The sequence below is a fragment of the Streptomyces sp. NPDC002309 genome, assembly GCF_053593375.1.
In genome coordinates, this window is record NZ_JBSFCI010000015.1 from 92,442 (window position 1) to 108,095 (window position 15,654).

Below are 15,654 nucleotides of genomic sequence, written 5' to 3' on the forward strand. Positions count from 1 at the left end.
GCGCCCTCGCAGACGTGACACGGTGCAACTCAACGGCGACATCCGGACTTCCTAGGCTCACCGCACACCGAGCTACCGGAGCGACCGGAGGTCCCGATGAGCCGAGTGATCCGCGCCGCCGTCTTCCAGACGTCATGGACCGGCGACAAGGAGTCGATGATCCAGGTGCACGAGCAGGCGGTGCGCGACGCCGCCGCGCAGGGCGCCCAAGTCCTCTGCTTCCAGGAGCTGTTCTACGGCCCGTACTTCTGCCAGGTGCAGGACCCGGCCTTCTACGAGTACGCCGAGCGCGTCCCGGAGGGACCGATCGTCCAGCGGTTCCAGGCGCTCGCCCGGGAGCTGGGCATCGTCCTCGTGCTGCCGATGTACGAGGAGGAGCAGCCCGGCGTCCTCTACAACACCGCCGCGGTGATCGACGCCGACGGCTCCTACCTCGGCAAGTACCGCAAGACGCACATCCCGCAGGTGCGGGGCTTCTGGGAGAAGTTCTACTTCCGGCCCGGCAACAGCGGCTGGCCCGTCTTCGACACCGCGGTCGGCAAGGTCGGCGTCTACATCTGCTACGACCGGCACTTCCCCGAGGGCTGGCGGGCGCTCGGCCTCGCGGGCGCCGAGATCGTCTTCAACCCGTCGGCGACCTCGCGCGGACTCTCGAGCTATCTGTGGCAGTTGGAGCAGCCGGCGGCGGCCGTCGCCAACGAGTACTTCGTCGGCGCCATCAACCGGGTCGGTGTCGAGGAGTACGGCGACAACGACTTCTACGGCACCTCGTACTTCGTGGACCCCGAGGCCCAGTTCGTGGGCGAGGTGGCGAGCGACAAGGAGAGCGAACTCGTCGTCCGGGACCTGGACATGGCGAAGCTTCGCGAGGTACGGGACCGCTGGCAGTTCTACCGGGACCGGGCGCCGGGGGCCTACACGCCGCTGACGGCGCCCTGACAGCACTCACCACGGCAGGAGAGGGAGCATGAGCCGTACCGTGATCCGCGGTGGCCTCGTCATCACCGCGTCCGACGAGATGCACGCCGACGTCCTGATCGAGGACGGCCGAATCGCCGCCCTCGCCGCCTCCGGCACCCCGGCCGCCGAGGCCTGGACGGCCGAGAGGGTGATCGACGCCTCCGGCAAGTACGTCATCCCGGGCGGCGTCGACGCCCACACCCACATGGAGCTGCCGTTCGGCGGCACCTTCGCCTCCGACACCTTCGAGACCGGCACCCGGGCCGCCGCCTGGGGCGGCACCACGACGATCGTGGACTTCGCGGTGCAGAGCGTCGGCCACAGCCTGCGCGAGGGCCTGGACGCCTGGCACGCCAAGGCCGAGGGCAACTGCGCGATCGACTACGGCTTCCACATGATCGTCTCCGATGTGCACGCCGAGACGCTCAAGGAGATGGACCTGCTGGTGGAGGAGGGGGTGACCTCCTTCAAGCAGTTCATGGCGTACCCGGGCGTCTTCTACTCCGACGACGGCCAGATCCTGCGCGCCATGCAGCGCTCCGCCGACAACGGCGGGCTGATCATGATGCACGCGGAGAACGGCATCGCCATCGACGTGCTGGTCGAACAGGCGCTGGCCCGCGGGGAGACGGACCCGCGCTACCACGGCGAGGTGCGCAAGGCGCTGCTGGAGGCCGAGGCGACCCACCGCGCCATCCGGCTCGCCCAGGTCGCCGGAGCGCCCCTGTACGTCGTGCACGTCTCGGCGACGGAGGCGGTCGCCGAGCTGGCGAAGGCGCGCGACGAGGGCCTGCCCGTGTTCGGCGAGACGTGCCCGCAGTATCTGTTCCTGTCGACCGACAACCTCGCCGAGCCCGACTTCGAGGGCGCGAAGTACGTCTGCTCGACGCCCCTGCGGCCCCGCGAGCACCAGGCGGCGCTGTGGAGGGGGCTGCGCACGAACGACCTCCAGGTCGTCTCCACCGACCACTGCCCGTTCTGCTTCGTCGGGCAGAAGGAGCTCGGCCGCGGCGACTTCTCCAAGATCCCCAACGGCCTGCCGGGCGTGGAGAACCGGATGGACCTGCTCCACCAGGCCGTCCTCGACGGGCACATCTCGCGTCGCCGCTGGATCGAGATCGCCTGCGCGAGTCCGGCCCGGATGTTCGGCATGTACCCGAAGAAGGGCACCATCGCGCCGGGCGCCGACGCCGACGTCGTCATCTACGACCCGCACGCCGAGCAGGTGATGTCCGCCGAGACGCACCACATGAACGTCGACTACTCGGCGTACGAGGGCAAGCGGGTCACCGGCCGTGTCGAGACCGTGCTCTCCCGCGGCGTCCCCGTCATCACCGAGCGGGAGTACACCGGGCACGCCGGGCACGGCGTCTTCACCCCCCGCTCCACCTGCCAGTACCTCGACTAGGAGCGGAGCCCATGGAATTCGGACTCGTCCTGCAGACCGACCCGCCGGCCTCGCGGGTGGTCTCCCTCATGAAGCGCGCCGAGCGCAACGGGTTCACCCACGGCTGGACCTTCGACTCGGCAGTGCTCTGGCAGGAACCGTTCGTGATCTACAGCCAGATCCTGGCCAACACCACGAGACTGACGGTCGGCCCTATGGTCACCAACCCGGGCACCCGCACCTGGGAGGTCACCGCCTCCACCTTCGCCACCCTCAACGACATGTTCGGCAACCGCACGGTGTGCGGCATCGGGCGGGGCGACTCGGCGATGCGGGTCGCGGGCCGCAAGCCCAACACGCTCGCCCGGATCAGCGAGGCGATGAAGGTCATCCGGGAGCTGGGAAGCGGCCGCGAGGCCGACCTGGGCGGCACGGTGATCCGCTTCCCGTGGATCAAGCCGGACGCCCGGCTCCCCGTCTGGATGGCCGCGTACGGGCCCAAGGCGCTGAAGATGACCGGCGAGGAGGCCGACGGGTTCATCCTGCAACTCGCCGACCTGTATCTCACCGAGTACATGGTCAAGGCGGTCAAGGACGCGGCGGTCGCCGCCGGACGCGACCCCGACGAGGTGACCATCTGCGTGGCCGCCCCGGCCTACGTCACCGAGGACGACTCGCCCGAGGCGCTCGCGCACGCGCGCGACCAGTGCCGCTGGTTCGGCGGGATGGTCGGCAACCACGTCGCCGACCTGGTCGCCAAGTACGGCGAGCACTCCGCCGCCGTACCCGACGAACTCACCGAGTACATCAAGGCACGCGAGGGCTACGACTACTCCCACCACGGGCGCAGCGGGAACCCCGACACGCAGTTCGTGCCCGACGAGATCGTCGACCGGTTCTGCCTCGTCGGACCGGTCGAGCGGCATATCGAGAAACTCACCGCGCTCCGTGCGCTGGGCGTCGACCAGTTCGCGGTGTACGACATGCACGACGCACAGGAAGCGGTGATCGACGCGTACGGCGCGCAGGTCATCCCCGCGGTCCGCTCCTGACCGCACCGTCCCGTCCGACCTCCCCGACCCCCCACACCTTGGCCTCCCTCCCCGCCGTTGCGGGGAGGGCGCCCAAGGCCCCCGCACGGCCTCTCCCGTCCCACCTTTGTCGATTGGCCTGCCATGACAGATACAGTCCCCACGGGGTCGCCCACCGCCCAGCGCGCCGACGCCGACGGCCGGATAGAACTGGCCCCCGAGGCCTTCCCCACCGACAGCCCCTTCGCCAACGAGGATCTGCGTCCCGTCCCGGTCGCCGAGCGCAAGTGGACGACGTACAACTTCGCGGCGCTGTGGATCTCCATGGCGCACTGCATCCCCAGCTGGACCCTGGCCTCCGGCCTGGTCGCGATCGGCATGGACTGGAAACAGGCGGTCTTCACGATCGCCCTGGCCAACGTCATCGTGCTGCTGCCGATGCTGGCCACCGGCCACGCCGGACCCAAGTACGGCATCCCCTTCCCGGTGCTCGCCCGCGCCTCGTTCGGGCTGCGCGGCGCCAACGTCCCGGCGCTGATCCGGGCGGCGGTGGCCTGCGGCTGGTTCGGCATCCAGACCTGGATCGGCGGCAGCGGCATCTTCGCCCTCGGGTCCAAGCTCACCGGCGGTGAATGGGAGAAGGCCGGGCAGATCGCCGGCAACCCCTGGCCGCTCTGGCTGTGCTTCCTGCTGTTCTGGGCCGTGCAGATCGCCATCATCTACCGCGGTATGGACTTCCTGCGGCACTTCGAGAACTGGGCCGCGCCCTTCGTGATCGTCGGCGCCCTGGTGCTGCTGATCTGGATCGCGGTGAAGGCGGACGGCTTCGGCGAGTTGCTGTCCCAGCCCTCGACGCTCGGCTGGGGCGCGGACTTCTGGCCGGTCTTCTTCCCGGCCCTGATGGGCATGATCGGCTTCTGGGCGACGCTGTCGCTGAACATCCCCGACTTCACCCGCTTCGGTGCCAGCCAGCGCGCCCAGACCTGGGGCCAGTCACTGGGGCTGCCCACCACGATGACGCTCTTCGCGATCCTCGCCGTGCTGGTCACCTCCGGCTCCCAGGCGGTCTACGGCGAGGCGATCTGGGACCCGGTCGCCCTCGCGGCGAAGGCCGACAGCGTCTTCGGCCTGCTCTTCGCACTGATCACCGTGCTGGTCGCCACCATCTCCGTGAACATCGCGGCGAACGTGGTCTCCCCGGCCTACGACCTGGCCAACCTGGCGCCGAAGCTCATCAACTTCCGTACCGGCGCGCTGATCACGGGCGTCGTCGGCATCCTGATCTTCCCCTGGAAGCTGATCTCCACCCCCGAGTTCTACATCTTCACCTGGCTCGGTGTGGTCGGCGGTCTCCTCGGCACCGTCGCGGGCATCCTGATCGCCGACTACTGGATCGTCCGGCGTACGGTCCTGCACCTGGCGGACCTCTACACACCGGGCGGACGGTACTGGTACACCGCCGGCTGGAACTGGCGGGCCCTGGTGGCGTTCGGGGTCGGCGGCCTGCTGGCCGTCGGCGGCTCGTACTCCACGGTGAACGCGGACGGGGTGACGTCGGGACCCTTCCCGGCCGACGGGCTGATCCCGTTCCTGAAGCCGCTCGCGGACTACGGCTGGGCCGTGGGCCTCGCGTCCTCGCTGCTGCTGTACGTGGCGCTGATGCTGCCGAGGGAGCGGGCGCGCGCGGCGGGGTGAGGTGCGGCGGGGCGACCGGAGGGCGGCCGGTACTACCGGCCGCCCTCCAGCGCCGCCACCGCTTCCTTGGCGGCCTTGATCGCGCCCTTGTTCATCTCGTCGGAGCTGGGCGCCTCCTTCGACTCGAAGTCCGAGCCGTTGTAGGTGACGACCACCAGCGCGTTGGACGCGCGCACGATCACCATGGCCTCACGTGTCTTCTGGTCGTCCTCGGTGGTGAGGTTGACGACCGAGTAGCCCGCGTCGCCCGTGCCGGGGACCTCACCGCCGCCGCTCTTCTCCTCCACACGCGACTCGTACTGCTTCTGCGCCTTGTCGTCCGACTCGCTGATCTCGAAGGAGACGTCGAGCCAGCGGTAGTCGAAGCCCTTGAGGGCGTTCCAGGAGCAGGTGCGGCGCACCGACTTGTCCGTCGAGGAGATCTCCTTGCCGGCCGTCTTGGCGCCGGGAACGAGGGAGGTGATCGTCTTCTTGCCCAGGGCGGTGCACGGCGCCGGGGCGGCGGCGTACGTCTTCGGGGCGGTCGTTTCGGACGGCGCCGAGGCGGACTGCGTCCCGGGACGATCCGTGTCCTTGCCCTGGGCGACGGGCGCGTCGGGCTCCGGGCCGGAGCTGAGCGCCCAGCCCGCGAGGGCGAGCACGACGACCGGCGTGAGACGCGCGGTGAGAGCGAGCGGCAGAGGAAGAGAACGCACGGCGCACTTCTCGTGGGGGACGGTGCGGAGGGGGTCCGCACAGCGGACGGGACGCCAGTGTCACACGACTCACTGTGGGGCGGAAGTGCCAACTCGCTCCGTGCCCGCGCGGTAACTCAGCCTGACTGTCGACGCGTTGTGTGTCCCGTTATGTCCACGTGACGCGGAACGAGGAGGGGACGGGCCGGGGCGCGCGCTCATGTTCCGACGGCACGCGGTCACCCCGCACTGGTGCCTCGTGAGATGGACGCCCCCTTCCCACCGGAGGCGGGGGAGGAGGCGCGCGACGCGGTCGATAGCCTGCGGGGAGTGCGCCGTCGCACCTGGACCAGCAAGGCGAAAGGCGACATGTTCACCACACGCCCCACCCTCCAGGGCACCTTCGGCATGGTGTCGTCCACCCACTGGCTCGCCTCACAGTGCGCGATGGCCGTACTGGAGGACGGCGGCAACGCCTATGACGCGGCCGTCGCCGGGGCGTTCGTGCTGCACGTCGTCGAGCCGCATCTCAACGGGCCCGCCGGCGAGGTGCCCATCCTGCTGGCACCCGCGGGCGGGGAGGTGCGGGTGCTGTGCGGGCAGGGCGTGGCGCCCTCCGCGGCGAGCGTCGCCCACTACCGGGGGCTCGGCCTCGACCTCGTTCCCGGCACCGGGCCCCTGGCCGCCGCCGTCCCGGGCGCCTTCGACGCCTGGATGCTGCTGCTGCGCGACCACGGCACGAAGCCCCTCGCCGACGTGCTGAAGTACGCCGTCGGGTACGCGGAGCACGGGCACGCTCCCGTGGAGCGCGTCGGTGAGACCGTCGAGACCGTGCGGGAGCTGTTCGAGACGGAGTGGACCTCGTCGGCGGAGGTGTACCTGCCGGGCGGCAGGGCCCCGCGCCCCGGCGAGCTGCTGCGCAACCCCGCGCTCGCCGCCACCTGGAAGCGCCTGCTCGCCGAGGTCGCCGGTGCCGGCGACCGGGAGGCCCAGATCGAGGCGGCCCGGGAGGTGTGGCGCACCGGATTCGTCGCCGAGGCGCTGGTACGGCAGGCCGGGCGCCCCACGCTGGACACCAGCGGCGAGCGGCACACCGGCACCCTCACGGCGGCCGACCTGGCCGGCTGGTCCGCGACCTACGAGGAGCCGGCGACCTACGACTGGAACGGCTGGACGCTGTGCAAGGCCGGCCCCTGGAGCCAGGGCCCGGTGCTGCTCCAGCAGCTCGCGCTGCTGCCGCCCGCGCTGCCCGCCCACGGCTCCGCGGACTACGTCCATCTGCTGATCGAGGGCTCCAAGCTCGCCATGGCCGACCGTGAGGCCTGGTACGGCGACGCGCGCGCTGTGCCGCTCGACGACCTGCTGTCGGCCCCGTACAACGCGCTGCGGCGCGGCCTCGTCGGCGACCGGGCCTCGTACGACCTGCGGCCCGGGAGTCCGGGCGGCCGGGCGCCCCGGCTCTGCGCGCAGGCGGGCGCGGTGGCCGCCGACCGGCGCGGGCTCAGCGCGATGGGGGTGGGGGAGCCCACCGTCGCCAAGGGCGAGGCTGCCGCGGTGCCCGGCGAGCCCGACGTCTCCGCCGACGGCGCCACCAGGGGCGACACCTGCCACCTGGACGTCGTCGACCGGTGGGGCAACATGGTCGCCGCCACCCCCAGCGGGGGCTGGCTCCAGTCCAACCCCGTCGTGCCCGAGCTGGGCTTCCCGCTGGGCACCCGTCTGCAGATGACCTGGCTGGAGGAGGGCCTGCCGAACTCGCTCACGCCGGGGCGCCGTCCGCGGACCACGCTCACCCCGTCGATCGCGCTGCGTGCGGGGGTCCCGGTGATGGCGTTCGGTACGCCCGGCGGGGACCAGCAGGACCAGTGGCAGCTGCACTTCTTCCTGGCGGTCGCCCTGCGCGCCCCGGTCCGGGGCGGGCTCGACCTCCAGGGTGCCATCGACGCGCCCAACTGGCATCACGACAGCTTCCCCGGCTCGTTCTACCCGCGCGGGATGCGCCCGGGGAGCGTGACGGTCGAGGGGCGGACGGCCCCGGAGGTGATCGAGGGGCTGCGGCGGCGCGGCCACGACGTCACGGTGGGTGAGGACTGGTCGGAGGGGCGGCTGTGCGCGGTGGCGCGGGACCCGGAGACGGGCGTGCTGTCGGCGGCGGCCAACCCGCGCGGGATGCAGGGGTACGCGGTCGGGCGCTGACCCGCTGACCCGCTGACCCGCTGCCCTGCCGACCTGGTGACTCGCTGACCCGGTGACCCGCTGTCCCGACTGTCCTGCCGACCCGGAGGGTGACTGTCCGGAATTCATCCCGATTCCACCCGGAGTGCACCGGCGAAGGGAGGATTGTCAGTGCCGCGTGCTCTCATGGAGGCATGTTCGAAGACATGGAAACCATCGACGAGTTTCTCGCACGTCACGCGGCCGACGTCGAGGAGGCGGTGCGCAAGGCCGCGGCCGCGGAGATCATGCCGCGCTTCCGGCAGCTGGCCGCGCACGAGATCGACCAGAAGAGCGGCCCGCACGACCTGGTGACGGACGCCGACCGGCTGGCCGAGCGCTATCTCACCGGCGCGCTCGGTGAGTTGCTGCCCGGCTCCGTGGTGGTCGGCGAGGAGGCGGTGCACGCCAACCCCGCGTCGTACGACGCGGTACGAGGTGAGGCCCCGGTCTGGATCATCGACCCCGTGGACGGCACCCGGCAGTTCGTCCACGGCCACGACGGCTTCTGCACGCTGGTCGCGCTCGCACATCACGGCGTCGTGCTGGCCTCGTGGACGTACGCGGCCGCCCGTGACCAGCTGGCCACCGCCGTGCGCGGTCAGGGTGCCTTCCTCGACGGCGAGCGGCTGTTCGCGGGCCCGCCCACACCGGGCCGTGACCTGCGGATCGCCACGTCCCACCCGGACTACACGAGCGACGAGGAGAAGCGCGCGCTGCTCGGCCTGTGGACGGACGGCGTCGCTCCGCGCGAGTGCGGCTCGGCCGGCCTGGAGTATCTCGCCGTCGCCCGGGGCGAGTCGGACGCGACCGCGTTCTCGTGGGAGGCCGCGTGGGACCACGCCGCGGGCCTGCTGCTGGTCGAGGAGGCCGGCGGCGCCCACCTGACGCGTACGGGAGAGCCGTTCCGCATCACCGGCGGCAACACCCTGCCCTTCACGGCGGCCCGCGACGCGGCCACGGCCCGCCGGGTCGTGGGGCTGCTGGCTTCGGGGGTCTGAGCGCCGTCACCCCTCCACGGGGCGTGTGGCCGGGCGCGCGGCGCCGCGGCCGGTCCCGTGCCCGGTGGCCGGTCCCGCCCCGTGCCCGGCGGCACCGTCCCCCGCCTGGCGGCACTGTCCCCCTGCCTGGGCGGGCGGACCGATCTCTGTCTGGCGGCCTGACCGCCCCCTACCCGGGGGCGTCGCCGCCTTCTGCCTGGCGGCTTGACCGCCCCGTGCGCGGCGGCACCGGCGTCTGCCTAGCGGCCTGACCGTCGCGTGCCCGGCTGCGGCACCGTCCCGTGCCGGACGTCCTCGCCGTCCAGGGCCGGCTGCGGCACAGTCCCGTTCTGGACGCCCTCACCGTCCAGAGCCAGGCGGCGGCCCCGTCACGGGCCCCGCGGAACCCCTTGTCCCAGGGCGGATGGCCCCCGTCGCGGTGGAGTGTCAGTCTCCCGGCATATCCTGATCCTGAGTGGCCATCGGCTGACGAAGGAGTCCGAAGGTGCCGTCGATGCTCGATGCGGTCGTGGTGGGTGCGGGGCCGAACGGACTGACGGCCGCCGTGGAGCTGGCCCGCCGCGGCTTCTCCGTGGCGGTTTTCGAGGCGCGCGAGACGATCGGCGGAGGTGCCCGCACCGAGGAGCTCACCCTCCCCGGCTTTCGTCACGATCCGTGCTCGGCGGCCCATCCGCTCGGAATCAACTCCCCGGCGTTCCGCGCGCTTCCCCTGGACCGCTACGGCCTGGAGTGGCTGCACGCCGAGCTGCCCATGGCGCATCCGTTTCCCGACGGCACCGCGGCGGTCCTGTCCCGCTCGGTCGGTGAGACGGCCGCCTCCCTCGGCCCGCGTGACGCCGGGGCGTACCGCAGGCTGGTGGAGCCCTTCCTGCCCCACTGGGACACGCTGGCCCGCGACTTCATGTCCCTGCCGCTGACCGCCCTGCCCCGTGACCCGGTGACCCTCGCGCGGTTCGGACTGGTCGGTCTGCCCCCGTCCACCTGGCTGACCCGCCGCTTCCGCGACGAACCCGCCAAGACCCTCTTCGCCGGGCTCGTCGCCCATGTGATGGCCCCGCTCAGCGGCCTCGCCACCGGCGCGGTCGGCCTGGTCTTCGCCCTCGCCGCGCACGCCCGGGGCTGGCCCGTGGCCCGCGGCGGCTCCCAGTCCCTCTCGGACGCGCTGGCCGCGTACCTGAAGGACCTCGGCGGCATGATCCACACCGACTACGAGGTCAAGCGGCTGGACGACCTGCCGCCCGCGCGCGCGTACGTCTTCGACACCTCACCCACGGCCCTGGCACGCATCGCGGGTTTCGGCCGCTACTACGAGGGGTACCGGTACGGCCCCGGCGTCTTCAAGATCGACTACGCGCTGGACGGCCCGGTGCCGTGGACCGCCGAGGAACCGCGCGTGGCCGGCACCGTGCAGATCGGCGGAAGCAGCGCCGAGATCGGTACCGCGCTGCGCGAGGCGTCGCGGCAGGGCCGGGCGCCCGAGCGGCCGTTCCTCATCACCGTGCAGCCCGGCGTCGCCGACCCCACCCGGGCTCCCGAGGGCAAGCAGGTCTTCTGGGCGTACGGCCATGTCCCCAGCGGCTGGACCGGAGACCTCACCGACGCCGTCGAGCGCCAACTGGAGCGCTTCGCACCCGGGTTCCGCGACCTCGTGCTCGCCCGCGCCACCGCCGGACCGCCCGAACTCGCCGCCCGCAACGCCAACTACGTCGGCGGCGACATCGCCTCGGGCGCGGTCAGCGGACTGCAGGCCGTGCTGCGGCCCAGACTCTCCCTGTTCCCGTACAGCACCCCGCACCCCGCCGTGTACCTCTGCTCCTCGGCGACCCCGCCGGGACCGGGTGTGCACGGCATGTCGGGGCACAACGCGGCGAAGGCCGTGTGGAGGAGGCTGAGACAGACATGACCCCCCACATCACTCTCGTCCAGGGCGACATCACCGAGCAGAGCGCCGACGCCATCGTCAACGCCGCCAACTCCTCACTGCTGGGCGGCGGCGGTGTGGACGGCGCGATCCACCGCCGCGGCGGCCCCGCGATCCTGGAGGACTGCCGCAGACTGCGGGCCTCCGCCTACGGGAAGGGCCTGGCGACCGGCCAGGCGGTGGCCACCACGGCCGGTGAGCTGGACGCCCGGTGGGTGATCCACACGGTGGGTCCGGTCCACTCCGCGCAGGATGACCGCTCGGCGCTGCTGGCCTCCTGCTACCGCGAATCCCTGCGGGTCGCCGACGAGTTGGGCGCGCGCACCGTCGCGTTCCCGGCCGTCTCCGCCGGCGTCTTCGGCTGGCCGATGGACGACGCCGCACGGATCGCGGTCGAGACCGTGCTGGCCGCGAGCACGGCGGTCGAGGAGGTCAGGTTCGTGCTCTTCGACGAAGGGGCGTACGAGTCGTTCGTGGGGCAGGTGGGCTGAGACGGGGCCGTCGTGCCGGTTCCTCTCGGTATCGAACACGGTCCGACGGGGCGACTGCCCGGTCGTACGCGCAGTCATGGACTGAGCCCTGAGCCACTGTCGGAGTCCTGGGTGGGCCAAGCCCGGCGATCGGAGTCGGGGCAGTGCCCGGTGGTCGGTGTCCCGGGTGAGCCGTGCCCGGTGGTCGGTGTTCCGGGTCGGCCGTGTCCGGCGTTCCGCACCGTCCCCGGGGGCCGCGCCCCACCACGACGGCAACGACTGCCACGTCACCGCGAGGTGACCCGCCCAGAGTTCGCGCAGCGCACTGTCCCTCCCGAGGAAGGACACGGTCATGCCGCACCCGTACCCCTCTCCCCTCGGTCGGCCCGTCGTCAGCCGCCGCAGGCTTCTGGAGTCCGGCGCCGCCCTGTTCGGCGCGCTCGCCCTGTCCCCGGCGCCCAGGGCCGCGTACGGCGCCCCGCGTCCTGAGCCGGAGGACGGCACGCCCGAGTGGAACGGCGCCATCGGCCTGTTCCAGCTGGGCACCGAGCCCCCGCACACCACGCTCATGCCGTACGCGGACGTACGGCAGGCCCTCGCCGCCGACCGCACGGACTCGCCGTACTGGCTGAGCCTCGACGGCACCTGGAAGTTCGCCCACGCCGACCGCCCCGACGACCGGGACCCCGACTTCCACCGCACCGACGTCGACGACTCCGCCTGGCAGACCATCCCGGTCCCCTCCTGCTGGCAGATGCACGGCCACGACGCCCCGCTCTACGTCAACTTCACCTACCCCTGGTGGGGCCCCAACGGCCGGGGCGAGGACGCACAGCCCCCGGCCGCCCCCACCCTCCACAACCCCGTGGGCCAGTACCGGCGTACCTTCACCGTGCCCCGCGAATGGTCGGGGCGGCGGACCTTCCTGCACTTCGAGGGCGTCAAGTCGGCCCACTACGTGTGGATCAACGGCGAGATGGTCGGCTACCACGAGGACTCCTACACGCCCGCCGAGTACGACATCACCGAGCGCCTGAGGCCGGGCACCAACCGGATCGCGGTGGAGGTCTACCGCTACTCCGACGGCGACTGGCTGGAGGACCAGGACATGGTCCGGCTGAGCGGCATCTTCCGCTCGGTCCACCTGTACTCCACCCCTGCCGTGCACCTGCGCGACTTCCGTCTCGACACCCCGCTCGGCGACGACTTCACCACCGCCGGACTGGCGGTCACCGCCCACGTGCGCGACCACGGCGGCGACGGCGGGCGCCACACCGTGGAGACGCAGCTGTACGACGCGAACGGGCACGCGGTCTGGCGCCGGCCGCTGCGGCAGGAGGCCGACGTACCGGCCGGCGAGGAGACGACCGTACGCGCCGCGCGGGCCGTCCCCGCGCCGCGTCTGTGGTCGGCCGAGCAGCCGTACCTCTACACCGCCGTCCTGCAACTGCGGGACCCGTCCGGCAGGATCACCGAGACGCTCTCGCACCGGGTGGGCCTGCGCGAGTTCGCGATCGAGGACGGCCTGATGCGCGTCAACGGCAAGCCCGTGTCCCTGCGCGGCACCAACCGGCACGAGATGCATCCCGACCGCGGTATGGCCCTGACCCGCGCCGACCTCGTCGAGGACATCAAGATCGTCAAGCGGCTGAACATCAACACGGTGCGCACCTCGCACTACCCCAACAACCCGCTGTGGCTGGAGCTCGCCGACGAGTACGGCCTGTACCTGGTGGACGAGACCAACCTGGAGACGCACGGCATACGCGACGAGTATCCGGGCGACCACCCCGAATGGACCGAGGCGTGTCTGGCCCGCGCGCGGAACATGGTCCACCGGGACAAGAACCACGCCTGCGTGGTCATCTGGTCGCTGGGCAACGAGGCGGGCCGCGGCAGCACCTTCACCGCCCTGCACGACTGGATACGCTCCTACGACCCCACCCGCGTCATCCAGTACGAGGGCGACGACCGCCCCGGGACCAGCGACATCCGCTCCAGGATGTACGAGAGCCCCCGGCGCGTCGAGGCCCGTGCCAGGGACGCCTCCGACACCCGGCCGTACGTGATGATCGAGTACTCGCACGGGATGGGGAACTCCAACGGCAACTTCAAGGACTACTGGGACGTCGTCCGCCGTCATGACGTGCTCCAGGGCGGCTGGATCTGGGACTTCGCCGACCAGGCGCTGACCTGGCCCACCCCGGACCGCACCCTGTTCACCGAGTCGGGACCCGCCGCTCTGCGCGGCGAACTCCTCGCCGCCGCCGGCACCTTCCGCCGCGACAGGGGCCTCACCGGAGCCACCGTCTTCGCCCGCGACGACCGCCTCGACCTCACCGGGTCGCTGACGCTGGAGGCATGGGTCACCCCGGGGGTGACGGGTGGTCACCAGCCCATCCTCGCCAAGGGCGACACCCAGTACGCCCTGAAACAGACCGACCGGAGGCTGGAGTTCTTCATCCACTCCGAAGGACGGTGGATCACCGCGAGCTGGCCCCTGCCGGACGACTGGACGGGCCGCGAGCACCACATCGCCGGAGTCTTCGACGCGGACGCGGGCGCCCTCGCCCTCCACGTCGACGGCGCGGTGCGGGCCGGCCGGACCACCGACCGGCGCCCCGGCAGCACTACCGCCCCCGTCGCGCTCGCGACCGACGCCGACAACCCGACCCGCGAGTTCAGCGGCACCGTCCGCCGCGCCCGCGTCCACGCCCGCGCCCTGAGCGCCGCCGAGCTGGCCTTTGACGGCAGGGGCCCCGGCGACGACGGGGTGCGCTTCTGGTTCGACGCCGCCACCGTGGGCGTCACCCGGGAACCGCCACGGCAGCGGACGTTCCTCGCCTACGGCGGCGACTGGGGGGACAACCCCAACGACGGGGCGTTCTCCGGCGACGGCATCGTCCGGGCCGACCGCGGCGGCACCGGCAAGGCCGTCGAGGTCAAACAGGTCTACCAGGCGATCGACGTCTCCGCGGCCCCCGGCGGTCCCGGCGCGATCACCCTCACCAACGAGTACCTCTTCACCGGCCTGCGCGAGTTCGACGGACACTGGACCCTCGTCGCCGACGGCGAGGCCGTCCAGCGCGGCAGCCTGAGCCGCGGGCAGTTGGACGTCCCTCCGCTGAGCAGCAGGGACGTCACCGTGCCCGTGCGGCTGCCGGCGAGCCCGGCGCCGGGCACGGAGTACTTCCTCCAGCTGTCCTTCACCACCAGGGAGCCCACCCAGTGGGCCGAGGCCGGCTTCGAGGTGGCCAAGCGGCAGCTCCCGCTCGACGTACGCGTCCCGGCCGTCACCCCCGTCCCGCTGGACGGCGTCCCGGCGCTCACGTACGACGACACCGCGGAGTCCGTCACGGTGACGGGTGAGGGGTTCTCCGTCACCGTCGACAAGGGAAGCGGCGTCATCACGTCGTACGAGGCCGCCGGCACCCGGCTGATCACCTCGGGCCCCGCGCCGAACTTCTGGAGGGCGCCCACCGACAACGACCGGGGCAACGGCCAGCACACCCGCAACCAGACCTGGCGGGACGCGGGCGCCCGGCGCGAGGTGACCGGAGTGCGCGTGCGCGCCCTGCGGGACCGGGCCGTCGTCATAGAGGTCGAGGGCACCCTGCCCACGACCACCGAGTCGGCGTACACCACCACCTACACGGTGTTCGGCAACGGTGAGGTCAAGGTCGGCCACACCCTGCACCCGGGCGCGGCGGACCTGCCGTACCTGCCGGAGGTCGGCGCCCTGCTGCTTCTGCCGCGACGCCTCGACCGGCTGCGCTACTACGGCCGCGGTCCCGAGGAGAACCACTGGGACCGCAACGACGGCACCGACGTCGGCGTCTGGACGAGCACCGTCGCCGGCCAGTGGACGCCCTACCTGCGCCCGCAGGAGAACGGCAACCGGACCGAGGTGCGCTGGGCGGCGCTGACCGGGCCGGACGGAGCCGGCCTGCTGGTCTGCGGGGAGCCGCTCCTGGAGGTCAACGCCTCGCACTTCACGCCGGAGGACCTGTCGTGCGGCGCGCGCCACGACTACCAGCTCACCCCCCGCGACGCGGTCGTGCTGCGGCTGAACCACCGGCAGATGGGCGTGGGCGGCGACGACAGCTGGGGCGCCCACACCCACGACGCGTACAAGCTGTTCGCCGACCGCGACTACGCCTGGGCCTACCGGCTGTGCCCGCTGCGCGACGTACGGGACGCGGCGGCGTGGGCCCGCCGGCCCACGGCCACCGGGTAGCGGCGCGGCGGCGCCCGGCACTCCCGCGGCGGCCCGCGGTCCGGGCGTGTCGGCCGGCGCACGG

10 protein-coding genes are annotated in these 15,654 nt (G+C 72.1%); 9 read left to right on the forward strand and 1 reads right to left on the reverse strand.

Annotated features, from left to right (window positions below; genetic code table 11):
• The first annotated feature begins 96 nt into the window (after positions 1–96).
• The 4 genes from ACWCPM_RS15040 to ACWCPM_RS15055 all read left to right on the forward strand — a co-directional run bounded on the left by ACWCPM_RS15040 (position 97) and on the right by ACWCPM_RS15055 (position 5,073).
• Entirely contained in the window at positions 97–939 is an 843-nt protein-coding gene (locus ACWCPM_RS15040; RefSeq protein WP_450976586.1) for a nitrilase-related carbon-nitrogen hydrolase, read from the forward strand.
• Between the two features lie 28 nt (positions 940–967).
• Positions 968–2,368, forward strand: coding sequence for a dihydropyrimidinase (gene hydA, locus ACWCPM_RS15045; protein WP_450976587.1), 1,401 nt, complete (start codon positions 968–970; stop codon positions 2,366–2,368).
• Between the two features lie 11 nt (positions 2,369–2,379).
• Complete coding sequence (locus ACWCPM_RS15050) at positions 2,380–3,399, forward strand: TIGR03842 family LLM class F420-dependent oxidoreductase (protein ID WP_450976588.1); 1,020 nt, start codon at positions 2,380–2,382, stop codon at positions 3,397–3,399.
• Between the two features lie 123 nt (positions 3,400–3,522).
• Positions 3,523–5,073 carry an NCS1 family nucleobase:cation symporter-1 gene (locus ACWCPM_RS15055; protein ID WP_450976589.1) on the forward strand — a complete coding sequence of 517 codons (1,551 nt, stop codon included), beginning with the start codon at positions 3,523–3,525 and terminating at the stop codon, positions 5,071–5,073.
• Between the two features lie 32 nt (positions 5,074–5,105).
• Here ACWCPM_RS15055 and ACWCPM_RS15060 read toward each other — a convergent pair whose 3' ends face one another.
• Positions 5,106–5,768, reverse strand: a complete 663-nt coding sequence (locus tag ACWCPM_RS15060; RefSeq protein ID WP_450976590.1) for a hypothetical protein — start codon at positions 5,766–5,768, stop codon at positions 5,106–5,108.
• A gap of 348 nt (positions 5,769–6,116) precedes the next feature.
• On the opposite strand from ACWCPM_RS15060, the gene ACWCPM_RS15065 reads away from it, so the two are divergent.
• The 5 genes from ACWCPM_RS15065 (at position 6,117) to ACWCPM_RS15085 (ending at position 15,590) form a co-directional block, all read left to right on the forward strand.
• A complete protein-coding gene (locus ACWCPM_RS15065) occupies positions 6,117–7,943 on the forward strand; it encodes a gamma-glutamyltransferase family protein (protein WP_450976643.1) in 1,827 nt (608 codons plus the stop codon).
• A 173-nt stretch (positions 7,944–8,116) separates the two neighbouring features.
• Complete coding sequence (locus ACWCPM_RS15070; protein WP_450976591.1) at positions 8,117–8,962, forward strand: inositol monophosphatase family protein; 846 nt, start codon at positions 8,117–8,119, stop codon at positions 8,960–8,962.
• 493 nt (positions 8,963–9,455) lie between these two features.
• Positions 9,456–10,865 carry a phytoene desaturase family protein gene (locus ACWCPM_RS15075; RefSeq protein ID WP_450976592.1) on the forward strand — a complete coding sequence of 470 codons (1,410 nt, stop codon included), beginning with the start codon at positions 9,456–9,458 and terminating at the stop codon, positions 10,863–10,865.
• Entirely contained in the window at positions 10,862–11,374 is a 513-nt protein-coding gene (locus ACWCPM_RS15080; RefSeq protein ID WP_450976593.1) for an O-acetyl-ADP-ribose deacetylase, read from the forward strand. Before ACWCPM_RS15075 ends, ACWCPM_RS15080 begins: the two co-directional genes overlap by 4 nt.
• 331 nt (positions 11,375–11,705) lie before the next feature.
• Positions 11,706–15,590 carry a glycoside hydrolase family 2 TIM barrel-domain containing protein gene (locus ACWCPM_RS15085; RefSeq protein ID WP_450976594.1) on the forward strand — a complete coding sequence of 1,295 codons (3,885 nt, stop codon included), beginning with the start codon at positions 11,706–11,708 and terminating at the stop codon, positions 15,588–15,590.
• Positions 15,591–15,654 lie beyond the last annotated feature (64 nt).